Source organism: Arthrobacter sp. SLBN-100, assembly GCF_006715305.1.
In the GTDB taxonomy this organism is placed as follows: Bacteria; Actinomycetota; Actinomycetes; order Actinomycetales; family Micrococcaceae; genus Arthrobacter.
Genome location: NZ_VFMY01000001.1, coordinates 4,004,386 through 4,023,139 on the forward strand (window position 1 = coordinate 4,004,386; position 18,754 = coordinate 4,023,139).

The following is an 18,754-nucleotide window of genomic DNA, read 5'->3' on the forward strand; positions in this document are numbered from 1 at the left end:
GGAGTCAGCGCCGGGAAAACGGCCGCCACGGAAGTCGGGGGCGATCGCCCTTGGGGTTTCGTTGGCACTGTTTATCGCCGGTGCTGTCGCCTTGCCTCGTGTCCTGTCCGCGGATCTGGAAGCTGCCGCGTCAGCCAGCACGGCTACAGCAGCCCCAGCCCAGACGGCCGCAACTGCCCAAGCTGCGCCGGCGACGTCGCCGTCTCCTGCCGTCCAGGAGACGGGGGTGCCACTGGACCCCGAAACTTCCAACGCAACGGCGCCGGAGGCCGCCGCCGCGGCGTCGAAAGCGCAGCCGGACTTCGCGACCAGGGCGATGGACCTGCTGGCCACGCTTCCCATCAAGGGCCGCGCGCCCAAGACAGGCTATGACCGGGCGCTGTTCGGGCAGGCGTGGGCCGACGTTGACCGCAACGGCTGCGACACCCGGAATGACATTCTCAAACGCGACCTGACGGGCATCACCTACACCAACAGCGTTCCCTGCAAGGTGCAGACCGGAACGCTGGCGGACCCGTACACGGGCGCCAGCATCAGCTTCCTGCGGGGGAGCGGGACCAGCGTCGCCGTCCAGATCGACCATGTTGTGGCCCTCAGCGACGCCTGGCAAAAAGGCGCGCAGCAGTTAACCACTGAGCAGCGGACGGCCTTCGCCAACGACCCGCTTAACCTGCAGGCGACGGACGGCCCCACCAACCAGCAAAAGGGCGACGGCGACGCCGCCACCTGGCTGCCGCCGAACAAGGGCTTCCGGTGCGAGTACGTTGCGCGGCAGATTTCGGTGAAGGCAAGCTACAGCCTGTGGGTCACCCAGGCTGAGCACGACGCGATGGCCAACATCCTCGCCGGATGCGGCGGGCAGCTGGCACCCACGAACCAGCAGGCGCCGGCTGCTGCATCAGCACCGGCACCCGCAGCGGAGCCCGCGCCTGTTGTTGCTTCCCCGGCACCGGCCGTTCCCGCAGCCGCTGGTGTTTTCTACGCGAACTGTGCGGCGGCAAAAGCTGCCGGTGCGGCGCCGATCCAGGCAGGGGAGGCCGGCTACCGGGCGGGGCTGGACCGCGATTTGGACGGCATCGCCTGCGAAAGCTGACCCATTTTCTTGGGGCACTGGTGCCCCATGTGAATCACCATCAGAAGCATTCCTAGGGGGAATTATGAAAAAGACGCTCACATTGGTTGTCCTGGCCGGGCTCATGCTGACCGGCTGCAGCGGCAAGCAGGCGGCGGTGCAGCCGGCAGACACTGCTGCCGCTGTTGCGGCGATTGTAGACATGGTCATGGTCGCGGGCGTAGTTGGCCTGACCTTGGATAAAGCCACCGATCAGCTGGAAGGTCTCGGGTTTGAGGTCGAGGCCAAGGACACCGCCGAGGGCAAGTCGATTCTTGTGGAGAAGAACTGGCAGGTGATTTCCCAAGACCCGACAAACGGTACCAAGGCGGCAAAGGGATCCACCGTGCACCTTGGCGTCAAGTCCCTTGAAAAGCTGGCGGAGGAGAAGGCTGCGGCAGAGAAGGAGGCGGCTGAGAAAGCGGCTGCGGAGAAGGCTGCGGCAGATGCCGCTGCTGCGGAAAAGGCAGCTGCCGATGCCGCTGCGGCGAAATTGGCTGCCGACCAGGCGGCGCAGCAGGCAGCTGCCCAGCAGGCCGCGAAGCCGGCACCGGCACCGGCACCAGCCCCGGCTCCGGCACCAGCCCCCGCTCCGGCACCCGCTAAAGCGCCGGCGTCGGCCTATTACGCCAACTGCACGGATGCCAGAAACGCCGGGGCGGCTCCGCTCTATGCCGGACAGCCTGGTTACCGGGGGGCACTTGATCGCGACAATGACGGCGTCGCCTGCGAGTAGCCAGTAACGCCCACAAGTGAGCCGTGGATACCTTCACTTTCGAAGGTATCCACGGCTTTTTGGTCCATCCAGCAGGCACTACCTGAGATGGATGTGCCGCACCTGAAAGGAACCTGACAATTCCCTAGACAGTGGACTAACCCCAGGTTTAGGCTGAGCGCCATTGGGGGCTCACAAAAAACAAAGCTGGGGAGCAAAGCATGCCACAACGCAGTAGATCGGTTGTTTTTGCAGCATTAAGCACTTTGGCGTTGTCAGCACTGGGGCTGACAGGCGCCATCGCGGATCCGGACGGCCAACACGCCGGTGACGAGGGCCATCTCGTCGGAACCGGAGAATACGGAAAGATAAATCTCGTGGATGTCGTCGATCTGACTGACACCCCCGACCTCATCGCAGACGTCAGCGTTTCACCGGACGGGAACACCGCCTTCCTCGCTAACTGGGGCGAGCCGGACTGCGCTGGGCCGGAAACCGGCGGACAGACCAGCCCGGATGCCGGCGTCTACATCGTCGACATTTCCAGGGTGGACCAGGTTACTGACCCGGACGACTGGGAACCGCAGCAGGTGGGATTCATCCCGTCGCACCAGGACACCCGGCCGGGTGAGGGCCTGCAGGTCATTGAAGTCACCACCGCACATTTCAGCGGTGAAGTACTGGTGGTGAACAACGAAGCCTGCGGCAAGAACGCCAAGGGCGGTGTATCCCTCTTCGACGTTACCGACCCCCTCAAGCCAAAGAAGCTGTCTGAGAATTTCGGTGACCGCGAACCGGGAAGCAGTGATGCCAACGAGATCCACAGCGCTTTCGCCTGGGACGCGGGCGACAACGCCTATGTGGTGGTGACGGATAACGAAGAAGCCACGGACGTGGACATCTTCGACATCACCAACCCGCACCGCCCCCGTCTGGTTGCCGAGTATGACCTGAACGAGTTCGGTGTGGACCAGTCTGATCTGGGACTCACCGACTCCTTCCTGCACGACATGGTGGTCAAGGAAATCAACGGCGAATTCATCATGCTGCTCTCCTACTGGGACGGCGGCTACGTTCTCCTGAACGTTGATGACCCCGCCGCCGCCGAGTTCCTTGGTGATTCCGATTTCGCCCCGGTTGATCCCCAGCTGCTGGAATCCCTGGGAGTGTCCCTGACTCCTGAGGGAAACGGTCACCAGGCCGAATTCACGACGGACAACCGGTTCATCATCAGCACGGACGAGGATTTTGCGCCCTACCGCACCGATGATTTCAAGATCACCAGTGGCGCCCACCAGGGCACGTACCCGTCCGTCATCGTTGGCGGCGGCCAGGCCCCGGCGATCCTGGACGATCTGACCTTGAACGGTCCCGTAGTCTATGGCGGCTACGCCTGCCCGGATTCAACCGCCATTCCCACCCCCGAGAGCATCCCGGGATACGTGGAATCCCTCACCCCTGGCGAGGAAACCACCCTTGTGCTCCAAAGGGGACCCGTGGGGGACCCGAGTGCCCCGGAAGAAGCCTGCTTCCCAGGGGAAAAGGCACATGAAGCAGCCCTTGCCGGCTGGGACGCGGTGCTATTCGTGAACCATCACACAGGTGAGGTGCCCGGCGCGGAACCGTTCTGCGGCTCCGGCGCTTTCGTCGACGAGATTGTTGCCGTCTGCACCACCCATGCGGCGTTCCACCGCCTCTTCGACCTGGCACCACTGGATGCACCGTGGACCTACCCGGAAGCTCTGGCGGTGGGAACCATTGGAGCGGAAATCGAAGTCGGTTCGATCTTTGACGGTTGGGGTTATGTCCACCTCCTGGACGCCACCACGCTGGAGGAACTGGACACGTACGCCATTCCGGAAGCCCATGACCCGGCATACGCCTTCGGCTTCGGGGACCTGAGCGTCCACGAAGTGGCCGTGGACCCGCAGGATCCATCGCTGGCGTACCTGTCGTACTACTCCGGCGGCCTGAGGGCGGTCCAGATCCAGTGCGACAACCCCGAAGACACTGCCACGTGTGAACTCGTGGAAGTCGGCGGCTACCTGGACGCCGCGGGCAACGACTTCTGGGGTGTGGAAACGTTCATTGGTGAGGACGGCAGGACCTACATCCTCGGCAGTGACAGGGATAGCGGGCTCTGGATCTTCACAGACCCGTAAACCTGGAAAACCACGGAGGGGGGGCAGCTGTCTGGGCGCCCCCCCTCCGTGTTTTAAGCCCCTGATCAATGCGCGGTCAGTTCCCGCATCAGTCCGAGCTGTGAGAGGAACTCCACCTGGTCAAAGTAGAAGTGGTGAGACGTGATCTCACCGTTTTCAACTGTGGCCACGTCGCAGCTATGGAGCCTGAGTTCCTTGCCAGTGGGCTTAAGGGACTCGCCTGTGGGCATGCGCAGCGGCCCGGTGTTGGTGCCGATGACGATGCCCTCATCGATCGCCACATTGCCGGACTCATGCCGCCCCGTCTGCTCGTACCGGACGTCCGGCATTGCTTCCCACATGTCGAAGAGGTAGCTGATGATGGCGTCACGCCCGCGGATCTCCCCTTGGTCCGGAGTGTAGGCCACGGCCTCAGCGGCGTAGCTGCTGGACAGTGTCTCTTTGTCTTTTGATTCCATGGCCCTGTTTAAGCGATCCATGACCTCGCGTGCCTGACCCATGGTGGACCTCCAATTTTTGGGCGGCCTCACGGAAGCGGAGGCCGCTTCGTGAATTTGGCTTCGGCTGATTGTCGGAGCCAATCAAATTCCACGCCCGCCCCGGATGGCTGTCAATGAGCCGTGCTACCCCTTCAGAACGGCAGCGCGACCAGCGGAGCCAGCCCCCACACGCGACCTGGCCACCCAGCTTTCGGATCAGGGGCTGACTACCCGCCCGTCCTGGATCAGTACGTCCAAGTGGTCGGCAATGTCGGCCAGCACCGAGATGTCCGCAAGCGGGTCGGCGGACAGCACCAGCATGTCGGCGTCCGCGCCTGGTGCCACGACGCCGATCTGGCCTTCGCGTCCCAGCAGCTGGGCCGCCGTCGTGGTTGCCGAGCGGATGGCATCGATTGCCGGCTGGACCTTCCCCAGAAGCCGGAACTGTTCGTTCTGATGGCGGTGCATGCCGCCAAGGAGGTCGGTTCCGTACGCCATCTTGACTCCGGCTTCGTGCGCGCGGGCGATTGCCTCGAGGCCGCTGGTGAGTACGGAGTCCACCTTGGCCCACATGTCCTCGGTGAGGCCGAAGCTCCTGCCTTCCTCTTTAAGGGCCCAGTACGTCACCAGGGTGGGAACCAGGAAGGCGTCCTTTTCGAGGAACAGGCGGAGGCTTTCGTCGTCGAGCAGGTTGCCGTGCTCGATGGAACGGACGCCGGCCTCAAGGGCACGGTTGATGGCACGGGCAGTGTAGGCATGGGCAGCGACGTAGCGGTTGGCGGCTTCGGCCTCCTCCACGGCCGCACGCATTTCCTCCATCGAATACTGGGTGGAGTCGATGCGGTCCGTGGGCGATGAAACACCGCCGGAGGCCATGATCTTGATGTGGTGGGCGCCCTTGCGGAGCTCGTCGCGTGCGGCGGCCCGCACGGCGTCGACACCGTCGGCCACGCGGCCAATGCCGCAGCATCCACGCCCGTTGGGGTCATGGTCTTCACCCGGAAGCCGCATGTCGCCATGCCCGCCGGTCTGGCTCAGCGCGTGCCCGCAGAAGTGGATCTTCGGGCCGTCCAGCAGGCCTTCCTGCTGTGCCATCGCCAGGCCGAAGTCCGCACCGGAGAGGTCCCGGACGGTGGTGAAGCCGCGGCGCAGCATCTGGCCCATGATCCGGGCCGTCTGCGCATAAACGTACGAGGCCGGTGTCCACGTCAGCGACCGGAAGTCGGCGCTGGAGGCGACCACATGGACGTGGCAGTCGATGAGCCCCGGAATGATGAACTTTCCGGTGCCATCGACCTCGTGCGCTCCCGGGGGCGCTTCGGCATCCGGGCCGACGCTGCTGATCTTTCCGTCACTACTGACGACGTCGGCAACGGAGTAAGTGCCTGCGCTCACGTCCAGCACGCTGGCGTGGCGGATCACCAGGGCAGCGCTGCCGGTTGTGTCTTCAGTGGAGGCCTGGGTGTTCGGGGCGGTGCTCATTTAGATGGTGTCCTTCCCGGGGACTTCGTGGGGATGGGCTGCAAAGGCTTCGGTGAGGCCGGCCAGGTTCCGGTTGACGACGTCGACGGCGGCTTCCACGCTGTGCTGCGTGTAGCGGCCTTCCGCGTCCAGCATGGCGAGGACGCCCACCACGTTGCCGCCGTCGAGGACAGGAACGTTGATGACCGCGCCGCACCCGAGCCGCTGGATGAGTTCGGAATCGGCGAAGACCTCACGCAGCGCGTTCAGGTCGGCGGCCAGGAATGGTTTCTTGTCTTCGATGACCGTTCCCAGCCAGCCCGGGGAGATCTCGACGGTTTTCTCGCCGCCCACGGGGTAGTCTGCCGGGTGGCTGGTGAAGAGCCGGCGAAGGCTTGACCGTTCCGGGATCCATTGCAGCGCGGTGAAGAGGATGACGCCGGGATCCTCCCGCATGGCATCGAAGGTCTGTTGGAACACTGTGTCTGTTGTCATTGATGTTCCGCTCATTTCTGTGCCGTTCCCGCGGGTGCCGGATCATGCTCGGCGCGGGCATTGATGTCCTCGAGGGATTTGCCGGCAGTGGATGCACCGAAGATGACCACGCCAAGGACGCCGACGGTCAGTACCACCGTGGTCATCACGAACACGCCGCCGAAACCAAGGGCCACCGAGAAGATACCGATGATGGACGGCGCCAGGATGCTGCCGATGCGTCCCACCGCGCTGGCCAGGCCCACACCGGTGGCTCGCATCCAGGTGGGGAAACAGCTCAGGTGTGTAGGCGTAAACGCCGGCGTAGGTGCCGTTCAGGAAGAAGGACAAGGTTGCCGCCGCCACCAGGATCATGCCGGAGTCGTTGGACTGGCTCAGCCAGAAGGCGCTGAGCGCCGAGCCCGCGAGGTACAGGGCGATGGTGTTCTTCCGGTCGATCCGGTCGTTGAGCCACGCGGCGGAGAAATAGCCTGGAATCTGTGCGAGGTAAATGATGATCGAGTACTCGAAGCTCTTGGTGACGGTGATGCCGCGGCCCACCAGCAGGGTGGGGATCCAGGAGAAGAAGCCGTAGTAGGAGAACGTGATCACGAACCAGATCAGCCAGATTACAGCGGTCCGGCGCCGCATGGCCTTGGACCACATGAACTTCAGGGCGTTCCAGATGCTGATTTTCTGCTCGTGCTTGATGATCTCTTCGCTGGCGGGCGGGAGCGTGGCGAGGTTCTTGCCGGTTGCCTTCATGACGCTCTGCTCAAAGCGCTCCACCACTTCGGTTGCTTCAGCAATGCGGCCACGGCTAATCAGGAAGCGGGGGGATTCGGGCAGGCTTCGCCGCCACCAGAGCAGGAGGAGGATCGGGACGGCGGTTATCACCTGGGCCCAGCGCCAGCCGTCCTCGCCCAGAGGGACGACAAAGCGGCCAATCAGTGCCGCACCCACGAAGCCAAAGGAGAAGAATCCGGCCAGCGTTCCAATGAACCAGCCGCGGCGCTTGGGCGGGATGAACTCGGACAGGAACGGCGCGATGATGACGCTCTCAGCACCCGCACCCAATCCTGCAAAGATCCGTGCAATCAGGAAGACCTCGAAGTTCGGCGCCATGGCGGCCACCACAGACATGAGGCAGTAGAAGGCAAGCGCCCAGAGCATCACCTTCTTGCGGCCGAACCGGTCGCCCATCCATCCGGACAGGATGGCTCCAAAGAAGAAGCCCAGCGGGGCGGCCGAACCCACCAGGCCAAGGCTTGCGTTGCTGAGGCCCCAGAGTTCCTGGATGCGCGGGAGCAGGAATGCGACCACTGCCCCGTCCATGCCGTCGAACGAGTAGCCGAGGCCTCCGATGAGGAGAAGCTTGTAGTGTGGACGACTGAGAGCCAGGCGGTCCAAGCGTGCGGTGAGAGACATGTGGGGTTCCTGCCAGAGTGGGCCAAGTTGTACATTTTGAGGAATATGCACAGATCCGTGCAGATGGGATGTATCGAAGTTACGGCCCGAGTGTGAGGTAGGTCAATAGGTGCAACAAGAAATTAACTCTTCGTCGGTTACTGAGTGGCTGGACAGCCGTGTGCACGGACGGAAGTTGGCCGCCCGGCAGATGCAGGTTATTGGCGTTCTCCGGTCACAGCCCCGGCTTGCCTCCTACGGCTCCGTCAGCGACATCGCGGCAGCCGCATCGTCGAATGCTTCCACCGTGACCAGGACCGCCCAGGCTCTGGAATTCAAGGGCTGGGCGGACTTCCAGTTCGAGCTCCGGTCACGGTTCCTGGCGTCGTTGAGCGCCCTCGAAGTCGCAGCCGAACATAACGGCCACGTCAGCAGTCCGGCCCAGGCCGCGGTCTCCACGGACAGGGCCAACCTGGCGCATCTGGAGCGGACACTCGATCCGGGCACTGTCCGCGCCATCGCGGAAGCGATTGCGGGCGCTCGGCAGACCCTGATTGTTGCCGCCGGAAGCTACGCAATCCCGGGAAAGGCGCTAGAGCACAACGCCGTCATTGCGGGCTACAACGTCCGGCTGCTCGACGCTGACGTCGCTGCATTGACGAATACCCTCGCGCGGGTGACCTCCGAGGACCTGGTGATAGTGATCAGCCTGTGGCGGGTTTACGACAGCACCATGCGGGCCATGGAGATCGCCCACAGCGTAGGCTCCACCATCGCTTCAATCACGGACAGTGCCGGTTCTCCCGTTGCCGAACACGCAGGGCAGCGGATAGTTGTCCCCACCGAAGGCGCGGGTTTTTTCCCGTCACTGACGGGAGCCGTCGCGGCAGTCCAGGCGATCGCCGTCGAACTTGCTTCCCTGGACCGGGAGCGTTCAAACAAGAACATCGCCGCGTCCGAACGGACCTGGGACCAGATGCGGATCATGCACCCGCGCTCAAGCTCCTAGGACGGGCCTTTTCAGGTTGGACGAGTGCTGGCAGCAAGGTGGCGGGCCGGATCGAACCGGTCAAAGGACGACGAGCCGATCAGGAAGATGCCGCGCTGGGGGATCCAGAAATCGCCCAGCCGGGTCTGGACGCGCAAGGGCTGCCGGCTCCCCAGGTCCTCGCCGCCGAGGGTGGCCGAGGTTCGGGAGATGAACCACATCCGGCGAGGTTTGGCGCGAAACCCCTGCCGGTTCGGCACAGTGCCCGTCAGTCCCAGCCGGCCCGCCCGCAACGCAGGTCCTGCCGCGGCACCCATGGCTTTCAGGAATGACTTGCTCGCCAGGAGGGAGCCGGGCATTGAGCTGAGGGCTGCCGTCATGGCCTGCGTCATGGGAGTTGCCTCCAGCTCAAGCTCCCACACCAGGTCCACCTCCCCGCCGACTTCGACCCTGAAGCTGTTGTCGGCCGTCCAGGTGACGGCCACGGGACATTGAACTGTTTTCTCCAGGGCTGCGCCAAAGTAACGGGCGCAGGAAAGCTCCGGCGGCGCGTCGGCGTAGATGCTCCAGGAACCGGAGGGCCGGCGCAGCCAGACTGAGGTGTAGCCGGGGCCGACGCTGATCACGGGGAACCGCCGCATCGCGAGGACGTGGCCGGAACTGAAGGTCACTCCCATCACGCCGTACCCCGAAAACTGCTCATCGTCTCCGGGCCCAAGTTCGGCATGCTGTTCGGCTTCAAGGACCTGTTCCCGGATGCTTTTCATGGCTTGTTGCCTCCGCCTCGAGTGGGTGGGGCTCAGTCTACGCCCGGCTGTCCGTCCGCGGGCGCCACGTGGATCCGTGCGATCCGCAGCCTGTCCATCGCGGTGACGGTCAGCAGGTGTCCTGCCACCTCCACGCAGTCGCCGATCCGGGGCAACCGGCCCAGCCGGTCGATGACGAACCCGGCCACTGTCTCATAGTGCCCTTCAGGCAGTTCAATCCCGGACGCCGAAGCGAACTCCTGAAGGATCAGCCCGCCGTCGACATCCACTGACCCGTTGGCCTTGGTGACGCGGTCCTCGGGGTCCGCACCGGCGTCGTACTCGTCGTAAATCTCGCCCACGAGCTCCTCCACCAGGTCCTCCAGCGTGACGATGCCGTCGGTGCCTCCGTATTCGTCCACTACCAGTGCGATCTGCTGGCCCAGCCTGCGCATGCGGGAAAGTGACGGGACCACCTTGTTGGTTCCCGGCAGCGGGAGGATCTCGCGGACGATGTCCCGCACCAGGCCGTCGTCGTACCTGCCGTCCCTCGGCATCAGGTCACGGATGTGGATGAAGCCCAGGACATCGTCGGGCCTCTTGTCGATGACGGGATAGCGCGAATAGGGGCCGTCGAGGACAAGGCTGCGGGCTGCCGCGATGGTGAGGTTGCCGTTGATGAAGGCCACCTCAGTACGGGGGCGCATGACCTCCTGCAGCGACCGGTCCCGGGCGCCGAAAACATCCGAGAGGATGTTGCGGCTGTGTTCTTCCAGCGACTCGCTTTCAGCCACCATGTCCCACAGCTCCTCAGAGCTGACGCTCTCCTGCTTGGCGTTTGGATCGCCGCCGAAGAGTCGAACCACCGCGTCCGTTGATACGGACAGCAGCCAGACGGCGGGCCGCATGATCTCGGAAAGGACATGCAGGGGAGGGCCGAGGACTTTGGTGAAGCCGACGGCGCTTTGCATGGCGAGTCTCTTGGGCACCAGTTCACCCAGCACCAGGGAGAGATAGGCCACCAGGAGCGTCATGCCAATGAAGGCGACGGGTTCGGCCGCGGCACCGAATCCGATGCCTCGCAGGAGAGGCTCGACGTCGGGTGCGATAGTAGAGGCGCCATAGGCCGCCGAAAAGAAGCCGGACAGGGTCACGCCGATCTGGACTGTTGAGAGGAAACGGTTAGGGTTCCCGGCCAGCGCGGCGATACGCGCGCCGCTTTTTCCTGCCTTCTCCATCCGTCGCACCTGGCTTTCGCGGAGGGACACCAGCGCCATTTCGGTGCCGGAGAAGACTCCGCCCAGCAGCACAAAGAAGAGGACCAACAGGAAATTGACCAGGGTGGCGCTGTCCATGATCAGACACTACCGCGCTGTGGCCCGCCGCTGGTGACCGGCGGACGACTGGCTATCGGCACCGCGGGCAAACGTGGGTACGGTGTCCTCATGCAGAAGATATCGATTGATGCCCTGGCCCGTCAGCAGCTCGAAGCAGCCGTATCCGGATCCAGCGGGCGTGCTTCAGATACAGTGTTCGGCGGCCACGAGAAGAGGCTGCGCCAGACTGTCATGGCCTTCCGGGCAGGCACACAGCTCAGCGAACACCTCAACCCGGGCGAGGCCACGGTCTTCGTGATCAAGGGCTCGGTCTGGCTGAAGTCCGGCGGTGAGGCGTGGCAGGGCAAGACCGGGGACCTGCTGATCGTCCCGGACGGGATGCACAGTTTGGAGGCGGAGGAGGATTCGGCGGTGCTGTTCACGGCGGTGAAGCTGGACCGGTAGCGCAGTGCGGCCCGGGAACAGCTGGCACAATGGTTCCCAGGCCCAGTGGACGATTTAGCGTCCGGTGAGGCGGCGGGCCGACCGGACGCTTGCGGCGTCGATCATTGACCCGCTGCCATCGCCCAGGGCTCCGCGGTTTTCCCTGAGCGCGGCTTCATACCGGTCGAGAAGGGCGTGTGCCGCGACGAGGTCTTCGGCGCTCGTGCCAAAAACCTGCTCCGCGATATCGGCCTGTGCGGGGTGGATGCAGGCCCGGCTTCCAAACCCGATGTCCCTAAGACTGAGGCAGGAGGCCCTAAAACCGGCAAGGTTTGTGTAGTCGGCGTCCACAGGACCGACCGGCTGGGGAAGGCCCGCTGCAGCGGCGTGGGTAATGAGCCAGTGACGGAACCAGGTCATGTTTTCGGAATCGGAAGCGGCGTGCCGTAGATCAGCGGCCAGATCGATTTCGCCCAGCTGTACCTGTTGGGTTTCGGGCAGCCTCAGCAGCTCGGCCAAAGCGAGCACTCCGCGGGCGCTTTCGATTAAAAGACCCAGAGCGGGGCCATCACCGGGTGTATCGCTGACTCTGCTGGCAATGTCCTGAACGTGGGCGGGCTCCTCGGCTTTGGGGATCCAGAGCCCGGCGAGGTTGGGGCATTCAGTGAGGAGTTCCGCCTCGTACAATCCCGCTGCGCCCGGATTGATCCGGACCCAAGCCTCGTCGTGGCTCGCGTCGTCTTGCAGGAAGGCGACAGCTGCGGCAAGTGCTTCCCCTTTGCGGGAGGGGGCAACGCTGTCCTCCAGGTCCAGAATGATGGCTCCGGGGCGACTTCTTGCTTTGGCTACGAGTCTGGGTTGGTCTGCAGGAACGTAGAGGAATGAGGCCTTGCTCGTGGCTGTTTCAATCATCGTTTACCGGGAAAGGGTCCAGCTGGGGTTCATCGGACAACCGGGACGCGAGGGCCAGGTAGCCATGCTTGAGATGGTCGCGTGTAGCTGTGGCTACCTGTTCGAGGTTTCCGGCCCGTGCGGCATCAAGAATGCGGCGGTGTTCCCCGTGCGAATCAGGGGCACGGTGTTCGATAACCTGCAGCAGGTCCCAAGGGTACCGCTGCCACAGCAGGGCGATCTCCGTCCGGAGCCCGTCATCCCCGCAGCGGTCGTAAAAGGCGAAGTGGAACTTCCTGTTGGCCTCATTGAACGCCAGCTTGTCCCCGGCGTTTTCTGATTGCTCCATGTCTTCGAAGAGCTCTGTGGCCACTTGAAGATCCCTCCGGCTCATATTCCACACGGCCCGTTGCATGGCATACGGCTCGGCCAGTTGCCGCATGAGGTACACCGTCTTGACCTGGGCGAGGTTCGCAGTTGCCACACGGACACCATGATGTGGTTCTGCGACCAGAACGCCCTCTGCCTCGAGAAGTCCTAACGCTTCACGCACGGGAGTGATGCTCGTAGAAAATTTCGAAGCCAACTGGCTCTGGGGTACCCGCGCCCCCCGGGCGAGTTCACCGGTGCTGATCTGCCGGCGCAATTCGGCCGCGATGAGATCCCTCTTGGTTGCCACGCTGCTGCTCCTTCACTTGCCGACTGGACCTATGCCCCGGACTAGCCTGAACTATGCCTCAGGTTAGCAAAGAATGCATTCTTTTGAAAGATTATCGATTTTCTCTTGACGCTGTGCATTTTCTTTGCGAACGTAGTTGGCAGGAGTCAACAAGGGGCGGCCGACGGGGTTCCGCGGCACAGCGGTAGGTCTTCCCTGGTTCCCTGGTGAGACTCATAGCCGAAAGCAAGGATCACTCAAGTTCCCCTGCCGGCACCCCCCGTTCGCGTTGCGACCAGCGCCAAGAAGTCCAGCACTGGAAAGACGCGGCAAACCTCGCCGGTCAGAAAGATGGCCGGCAAGATCAAATCCACGTGCAAAGGAGCAACAATGGATTCGAAAGTCCAGTCCCCAGCAGCTGAGCGCGAGGCGCGGCGCGCCGCCGCAGCCTCGGCCGTCGGCAGCCTTGTCGAATGGTATGACTTCGCCCTCTACGGCGCCGCAGCGGCCCTGATTTTCAAGACCTACTTCTTCGGGACCACCGACCCCGCAGCCGGACTGTTGGCCGCTTTCGCAACATTCGCCGTGGGCTATTTTGCCCGCCCGTTCGGTGGCATGGTGTTCGGGCATCTCGGTGACAAGATCGGCCGTAAACCGGTGATGATCGCCACGTTGACCATCATGGGAATCAGCACCGCGCTGATCGGACTCCTGCCCGGCCACGCCACCCTCGGACTGGGAGCTCCCCTGCTGCTGGTGCTGCTTCGCATTGTCCAGGGTCTCGGAGCCGGAGCGGAATATGCCGGAGCGGTCATCCTCTCCTCGGAGTCGGCACCGTCCACCCGCCGCGGCTTCTATGCATCCTGGTCCGGCGCCGGAGTGTGGATCGGCTCGGCCCTCGGGCTCCTGTCCTTCCAGGCGGTGCTCGCCATTACCGGCGATGCTTTCTACACCTGGGGCTGGCGGATTCCGTTCATCCTCAGCCTCGTGATGCTGCTCATCAGCATGTACATCCGGCGCAAGGTCAACGAAACCCGGTCCTTCGAGAAGGCAAAGCAGGGCAAAGAGATTGAGCGGATTCCCCTAGTCCGCCTGTTCCGCACCGAGAAGCGCCGGCTGCTGGTTGCCCTGGGATCGAACTTTGTCCTGTCAGGCTTCGCTTACATTCCCCAGGTCTGGGCGCTGAGCTACCTGACCAACAACCTGGGTCTCGCCGCCGTCCTTGCCCTTGGCATCAACGCTGCGCTCCTGCTTGGCGGCGCGTCATTCATGCCGCTGTTCGGCCGCCTTGGGGACAAGGTGGGACGCCGGAAGCTGTTCCTCTTCGGAGCTGCCTTCGGTGCAGCGTGGGCCTTCCCCATGTTCATGCTCATCGATACCCGCCAGCCTGTTCTGATCCTGCTCGCACTGGTTGTCTGCTTCGTTGGAGCGGTGGCCACCTCCATGGCCGCCCAGGCCGCCTTCCTGACCGAACTGTTTCCTCCGGCCATCCGCTACTCAGGCGTCGCTTTCGCCCGCGAAGTCAGCGGTGCGCTGCTTGGCGGCACCGCGCCACTGCTCGCCACGGCACTCTTCGCCTGGTCAGGACACTGGTGGCCCATCGCGACGTTCATGGTGGTTATGGCCCTGGTCAGCCTCACGGCGGTCTACTACTCCAAGTACTTCCGTTCTGATGCACATCAGGGCAGCGACGAGCGTTTCAACGAAAACACCGAGGGCCAAGGCCCCAACTCCCGCAGGTCCGCTGTGCAGTCAGTCCCCGCACAGTAAACGCAAGCCAACAAACTCCAGTCATCCCTTCTCCAGCTGTAAGGCAGGGAAAGGGATGACTGGGGGACCAGCGCCACGTGCCGCTACGAGTTCACATACATGACTAGGAGTTGAATATGCCTGGAGTTGACCGGGTAAAGCTGACGATGGTGACCGATAACCACGTCGACATGCTGCTTGCGGACCTTCCCAACGTCACCCGCACGGGACTGGCCCACCACTTCGATCCCAAGACACAGTGCGTGCTGGGTGAGAATGGCATTGCGCTGCACGTGGAGGTCAGCTGGGGCAGGTACACCTACCGGGCACTGTTCGATACCGGCATGTCCGCAAACGTCCTGCTCCACAACCTCTCGACGCTTCACCTCGCAGCCAACGAGCTGGACCACGTGGTCCTCAGCCATGGGCACCCGGACCACTACGGGGGACTGGAAGGACTGCTCGATGCGCGGGAAGCGCCGTTGCCGATCTCCGTCCACCCTGACGCGTTCGCCCCCCGCTACCTTCGGCTCGCCTCTGGCCAGGTGGCCCCGTACTTCAACTACGGGCTGACCAAGCAATCCGTGGCTTCCCGCGGCGGAATGCTGGTGGAGCACACCCAGCCGCTGGAAATTGGGCCCGGGCTCATCGCAACCGGCCCGATTCCCCGGGAGACCGACTTCGAAGTTCCTCCCACGGACCTTTCCGCCCCCAATGCGCTACTGCACGTCCGGGAGGGCAAGGTGGAGGCGGACATCGTTCCAGATGACCAGGCCCTCGTCATCCAGTTGGGTGACGGCATCATCGTCCTCGCCGGGTGCAGCCACGCAGGCATCATCAACACGATCAATTATGCGAAGCGGATCACCGGCATCGAGCGGGTGATTGGCGCCTTCGGCGGGTTCCACCTGGGCTTCCCCGGTTCACCGAAAGCCAAGACGGAAAAGACCATTCAGGCGCTGAAGGACCTTGATGTCGAGGTGATTGCACCCAGCCACTGCACCGGCATGGAGGCGATCATGGATATCGCCCGGGCTATCCCGGACCGTTTCCTCCTGAACGTCACGGGTTCCGCAGTTTCCCTCCAGGCAGGGCCCACCCTCGCCGTGGACCTCGATGCTGAAGCGCGCGAAGGAGCAACCCGGAAATGAAAGCTGTTCGCCTGCACCGGGTCGGCAGTGGCGTCCAAGTGGATGAGGTCCCCGTCCCCCGGCCAACCAGTGAGGACGTACTGCTACGCGTCGAGGCCGCCGGCCTGTGCGGTTCCGATGCCCACATCATCAACGGCCGGACGCCGCTGCCGGACTATCCGCGGATCCTCGGCCACGAGGTAGCCGGAACTGTTTGCGAAACGGGGCCAAGCGCCGCCGGGGTGGAGGTCGGTGCCCGCGTCGCGGTGAACTTCCTGATCACGTGTGGACAGTGCCGGTACTGCGTCTCAGGCCGGACCTCCCTGTGCCTCAGCAGGGAGGGGCTCGGCGTCGTACGCGACGGCGGGTTCGCGGAGTACATGGTGGTGCCTGCCCGGAACCTCATCCACATTCCGGGCGCAGTTCCCTTCCGCCATGCAGCCCTCGCTACTGACGCCTTCGCCACGTCCCTCCACGCAATCTCCAAACGCGCCCAGGTGCAGGCGGGAGAGGGCTGCATTGTGGTCGGGGTGGGTGGCCTGGGTCTGAGCGCCGTGCAACTGCTGAAAATCCGCGGCGCCTACCCCATCATCGCCGTGGACGCAGATGCGAAAGCACTTGAACTGGCAATGAGCCTGGGAGCGACCCACAGCATTCCCGCCAGCGCAATGGGGGACGAGAACCATCCGGCCTGGGCCGCGGCCGGAAGCCCTATCCACGCTTTCGACTTCGTCGGCCGTCCTGAGACCGTCCAGGCGGCCACCCATGCAGTCGACCGCGGAGGCCGGGTGGTGGTGGTCGGCCACAGCCCCAACTCCTGGAACACGGCGGACGGAAGCACCATGGTCCGTGAGGAAAAAACGGTCATGGGCTCCTACGCCTTCGACAAGAACGAGATTGAAGACGTGCTTGGCTTCATGAGCCGCGGCCTCATCGACGTCGACACCATGATCGGGCAGGTCATCGGCCTCGACGACGTCGACCAAGCCCTCGCCACGTTCGGGGCATCTGGCCGCATACCCGGACGGACCCTCGTGGAACCCGCCGCTGGCGCGTTAACAGAAGGCGCCTTCCTACTCGCCGAAGAACCCGAAAGGACCATGTCATGAGCGACGCCATAGATTTCTTCACCGGCAACGGATTCTCCCGGCTGACCGGGCCCCTGGCCGAAAAAGCGCGGGAGTTCGACGCCACCCTCGAAAAGGCCCGCAACGACGCGGGATTCTCCCCCAAAGGCAACCTGCGCGAACCTGTCATCACCGCAGAATTCCCCGGCTGCCCCACGGACCTGCCCATCAATTTCCTTGCCCTGCCCAACCGGCAGATGGATTACTGCCTGATCCGGATCAAGCCCGGCCATGGCTTCCCAGAACACGTGCACGGCTACGGGGATGAGATCTACCTCGTCATCTCCGGCCACGGCAAGGTCCGGATTGATGGGGAGCTTTACGACGCCGGCCCCCTGGACACCTTCCACCAGAGGACCGGAGTCCGGCATGAAGTGTTCAACCCGGCCGAAAACGAGGAAGACTTCGAGATCTTTGCGGTGAATACCCCGGCCGTCCACCAGGACCTGCGCTCGAAGTTCTGGGGCATCCCCGTCCCTGGCGCCACCACAGACGCCGAAGGAAGGTACCACCACGACGAAAGCCCGGTCCGATGACGCTGCCACTGACAGGAATCACAGTCGTTGCCCTCGAACAGGCCGTGGCGGTGCCTTTCGCCACGCGCCAACTGGCCGACCTCGGCGCCACCGTCATCAAAGTCGAACGGCCGGGAAGAGGGGATTTTGCCAGGGACTATGACGAGACCGTCGATGGCTTGTCCAGCCACTTTGTCTGGCTGAACCGGAACAAGAAGTCCATCGTCCTGGACCTCAAGACAGGAAGCGGCCAGGAGACGCTGCGCCGCCTGATCTCCAAAGCCGATGTCTTCGTCCAGAACCTCGCACCCGGAGCGCTTGAACGGCTGGGATTTCTTCCCGAAGAGCTGTGTGAGGAGTTCCCGCAACTGATCACATGCAGCCTCAGCGGATACGGCAGGGGCGGCCCGCTTGGCGACAAGAAGGCGTACGACCTGCTGATCCAGGCCGAAGCCGGTTTCCTCTCTGTCACGGGTACCGAGGATGAACCCGCCAAAGCGGGCATATCCATCGCTGACATCGCCGCGGGCATGTACACCTACAGCGGGATCCTCAGCGCTCTTTACGAACGGGAAGTCACAGGAAAGGGCCGCCAGCTGTCGGTATCCCTCCTGGACTCCCTCGCGGAGTGGATGGGTTTCCCGTACTACTATGCGCGATACGGGGGAAGCCGTCCGGTCCGTGCAGGGGCACACCACGCATCTATCGCCCCTTACGGTCCAGTGTCCTGTCTGGACGGGTCCCTCCTGATCGCGGTCCAGAACGAACGGGAGTGGGCTCGCTTCTGCACCTCGGTGCTGGCTAACCCCGAGCTCGCAACGGATCCGCGCTTCGACAGTGTAAGCAACCGGATCGCCAACCGCGTCGACCTTGACCGGCTCATTGATGAACAGCTTGGGACGCGGCCTGTCCAGGAGGTGGCAGAGGCTTTGGACGAAGCGGGAATAGCCCAAGGCAGGATGAACGAAGTGGCGGACCTGGATCAGCATCCCCAGCTTTTGGCGCGGAACCGCATCGGAACCGTGGAAACGGAGGCGGGAACCGTGAACGCCTTTCTCCCCGTCGTCGAATCAGCGGGTTGGACACCCAGGCTGGAACCCGTTCCCGCTGTCGGCGCGGACACCGAAGCGGTCCTCGGCTGGCTCGAAGAGGAGCGTGTGTCCGCCTAGCGGCTACGTTCGCTAGTTCATTCCTGTGGAGCTGGACCCCGTCTGGCTTACCCCTCCGCAGCGTTCGACGACGGTGTGCTGGCCTCTCGTAAGGGGCGGCGACGGAGGGGTTCGCCAAGGCGATCAGGGCGGCGGCTGCCGCGGTAGCCGGGTGCCGGGCCGCCGTTGATCCGCCTGCCGGTAACAAATACCGACCAGCCTCGATGAGGCGA

Annotated in this window: 18 protein-coding genes and 1 pseudogene; 10 read left to right on the forward strand and 9 right to left on the reverse strand. The window is 63.6% G+C overall.

The window, feature by feature from the left end; all coding sequences use genetic code 11:
* The first annotated feature begins 61 nt into the window (after nt 1-61).
* The 3 genes from FBY31_RS18485 to FBY31_RS18495 all read left to right on the forward strand — a co-directional run bounded on the left by FBY31_RS18485 (nt 62) and on the right by FBY31_RS18495 (nt 3,988).
* A complete protein-coding gene (locus FBY31_RS18485) occupies nt 62-1,093 on the forward strand; it encodes a GmrSD restriction endonuclease domain-containing protein (RefSeq protein WP_200833399.1) in 1,032 nt (343 codons plus the stop codon).
* A 64-nt stretch (nt 1,094-1,157) separates the two neighbouring features.
* On the forward strand, nt 1,158-1,847 hold the full coding sequence (locus tag FBY31_RS18490) for an excalibur calcium-binding domain-containing protein (protein WP_142043974.1): 690 nt from the start codon (nt 1,158-1,160) through the stop codon (nt 1,845-1,847).
* A gap of 245 nt (nt 1,848-2,092) precedes the next feature.
* Nucleotides 2,093-3,988, forward strand: a complete 1,896-nt coding sequence (locus FBY31_RS18495) for a hypothetical protein (RefSeq protein WP_142043976.1) — start codon at nt 2,093-2,095, stop codon at nt 3,986-3,988.
* Nucleotides 3,989-4,053: 65 nt separating this feature from the next.
* Here the strand turns inward: FBY31_RS18495 and FBY31_RS18500 are convergent, their stop codons facing one another.
* The 5 genes and pseudogenes from FBY31_RS18500 to FBY31_RS18515 all read right to left on the reverse strand — a co-directional run.
* Nucleotides 4,054-4,488, reverse strand: a complete 435-nt coding sequence (locus FBY31_RS18500; protein ID WP_142043978.1) for a nuclear transport factor 2 family protein — start codon at nt 4,486-4,488, stop codon at nt 4,054-4,056.
* A gap of 195 nt (nt 4,489-4,683) precedes the next feature.
* Entirely contained in the window at nt 4,684-5,949 is a 1,266-nt protein-coding gene (locus FBY31_RS18505; RefSeq protein WP_142043980.1) for a metal-dependent hydrolase family protein, read from the reverse strand.
* Nucleotides 5,950-6,423, reverse strand: a complete 474-nt coding sequence (locus FBY31_RS18510) for a GAF domain-containing protein (RefSeq protein ID WP_142043982.1) — start codon at nt 6,421-6,423, stop codon at nt 5,950-5,952.
* Between the two features lie 11 nt (nt 6,424-6,434).
* Nucleotides 6,435-6,683: a hypothetical protein gene (locus FBY31_RS23680; RefSeq protein WP_327436931.1), complete on the reverse strand. Its 249-nt coding sequence runs from the start codon at nt 6,681-6,683 to the stop codon at nt 6,435-6,437.
* A 64-nt stretch (nt 6,684-6,747) separates the two neighbouring features.
* Nucleotides 6,748-7,830 (reverse strand): annotated as a pseudogene (locus tag FBY31_RS18515) (MFS transporter); the annotation flags it as partial.
* 109 nt (nt 7,831-7,939) lie between these two features.
* Between FBY31_RS18515 and FBY31_RS18520 the strand changes: the two are divergent.
* A complete protein-coding gene (locus FBY31_RS18520) occupies nt 7,940-8,818 on the forward strand; it encodes a MurR/RpiR family transcriptional regulator (protein WP_142043984.1) in 879 nt (292 codons plus the stop codon).
* 11 nt (nt 8,819-8,829) lie between these two features.
* On the opposite strand, the gene FBY31_RS18525 is transcribed toward FBY31_RS18520, so the two are convergent.
* The gene (locus tag FBY31_RS18525) at nt 8,830-9,564 is read right to left on the reverse strand and encodes a hypothetical protein (RefSeq protein WP_142043986.1); all 735 of its coding nucleotides are present in this window, start codon (nt 9,562-9,564) and stop codon (nt 8,830-8,832) included.
* Nucleotides 9,565-9,596: 32 nt separating this feature from the next.
* Nucleotides 9,597-10,898 (reverse strand): hemolysin family protein, encoded by a 1,302-nt coding sequence (locus FBY31_RS18530; protein ID WP_142043988.1) that lies wholly within the window; start codon nt 10,896-10,898, stop codon nt 9,597-9,599.
* Between the two features lie 90 nt (nt 10,899-10,988).
* Here FBY31_RS18530 and FBY31_RS18535 point away from each other — a divergent pair, with 90 nt between their 5' ends.
* Nucleotides 10,989-11,324, forward strand: coding sequence for a cupin domain-containing protein (locus tag FBY31_RS18535; RefSeq protein ID WP_142043990.1), 336 nt, complete (start codon nt 10,989-10,991; stop codon nt 11,322-11,324).
* Nucleotides 11,325-11,378: 54 nt separating this feature from the next.
* Here FBY31_RS18535 and FBY31_RS18540 read toward each other — a convergent pair whose 3' ends face one another.
* Nucleotides 11,379-12,215 (reverse strand): HpcH/HpaI aldolase/citrate lyase family protein, encoded by an 837-nt coding sequence (locus FBY31_RS18540; RefSeq protein ID WP_142043992.1) that lies wholly within the window; start codon nt 12,213-12,215, stop codon nt 11,379-11,381.
* The gene (locus FBY31_RS18545; RefSeq protein ID WP_142043994.1) at nt 12,208-12,873 is read right to left on the reverse strand and encodes a GntR family transcriptional regulator; all 666 of its coding nucleotides are present in this window, start codon (nt 12,871-12,873) and stop codon (nt 12,208-12,210) included. Before FBY31_RS18545 ends, FBY31_RS18540 begins: the two co-directional genes overlap by 8 nt.
* Before the next feature lie 369 nt (nt 12,874-13,242).
* Here FBY31_RS18545 and FBY31_RS18550 point away from each other — a divergent pair, with 369 nt between their 5' ends.
* From FBY31_RS18550 to FBY31_RS18570, 5 genes are all read left to right on the forward strand, one after another.
* Nucleotides 13,243-14,622 (forward strand): MFS transporter, encoded by a 1,380-nt coding sequence (locus FBY31_RS18550; protein ID WP_160142483.1) that lies wholly within the window; start codon nt 13,243-13,245, stop codon nt 14,620-14,622.
* A 116-nt stretch (nt 14,623-14,738) separates the two neighbouring features.
* Complete coding sequence (locus FBY31_RS18555; protein WP_142043998.1) at nt 14,739-15,752, forward strand: MBL fold metallo-hydrolase; 1,014 nt, start codon at nt 14,739-14,741, stop codon at nt 15,750-15,752.
* Nucleotides 15,749-16,840, forward strand: coding sequence for an alcohol dehydrogenase catalytic domain-containing protein (locus FBY31_RS18560; RefSeq protein WP_142044000.1), 1,092 nt, complete (start codon nt 15,749-15,751; stop codon nt 16,838-16,840). The genes FBY31_RS18555 and FBY31_RS18560 overlap by 4 nt, the downstream gene beginning before the upstream one ends.
* On the forward strand, nt 16,837-17,394 hold the full coding sequence (locus tag FBY31_RS18565) for a cupin domain-containing protein (RefSeq protein ID WP_142044001.1): 558 nt from the start codon (nt 16,837-16,839) through the stop codon (nt 17,392-17,394). Before FBY31_RS18560 ends, FBY31_RS18565 begins: the two co-directional genes overlap by 4 nt.
* Nucleotides 17,391-18,542, forward strand: coding sequence for a CaiB/BaiF CoA transferase family protein (locus FBY31_RS18570; protein ID WP_142044003.1), 1,152 nt, complete (start codon nt 17,391-17,393; stop codon nt 18,540-18,542). Before FBY31_RS18565 ends, FBY31_RS18570 begins: the two co-directional genes overlap by 4 nt.
* The last annotated feature ends 212 nt before the right edge of the window (nt 18,543-18,754 follow it).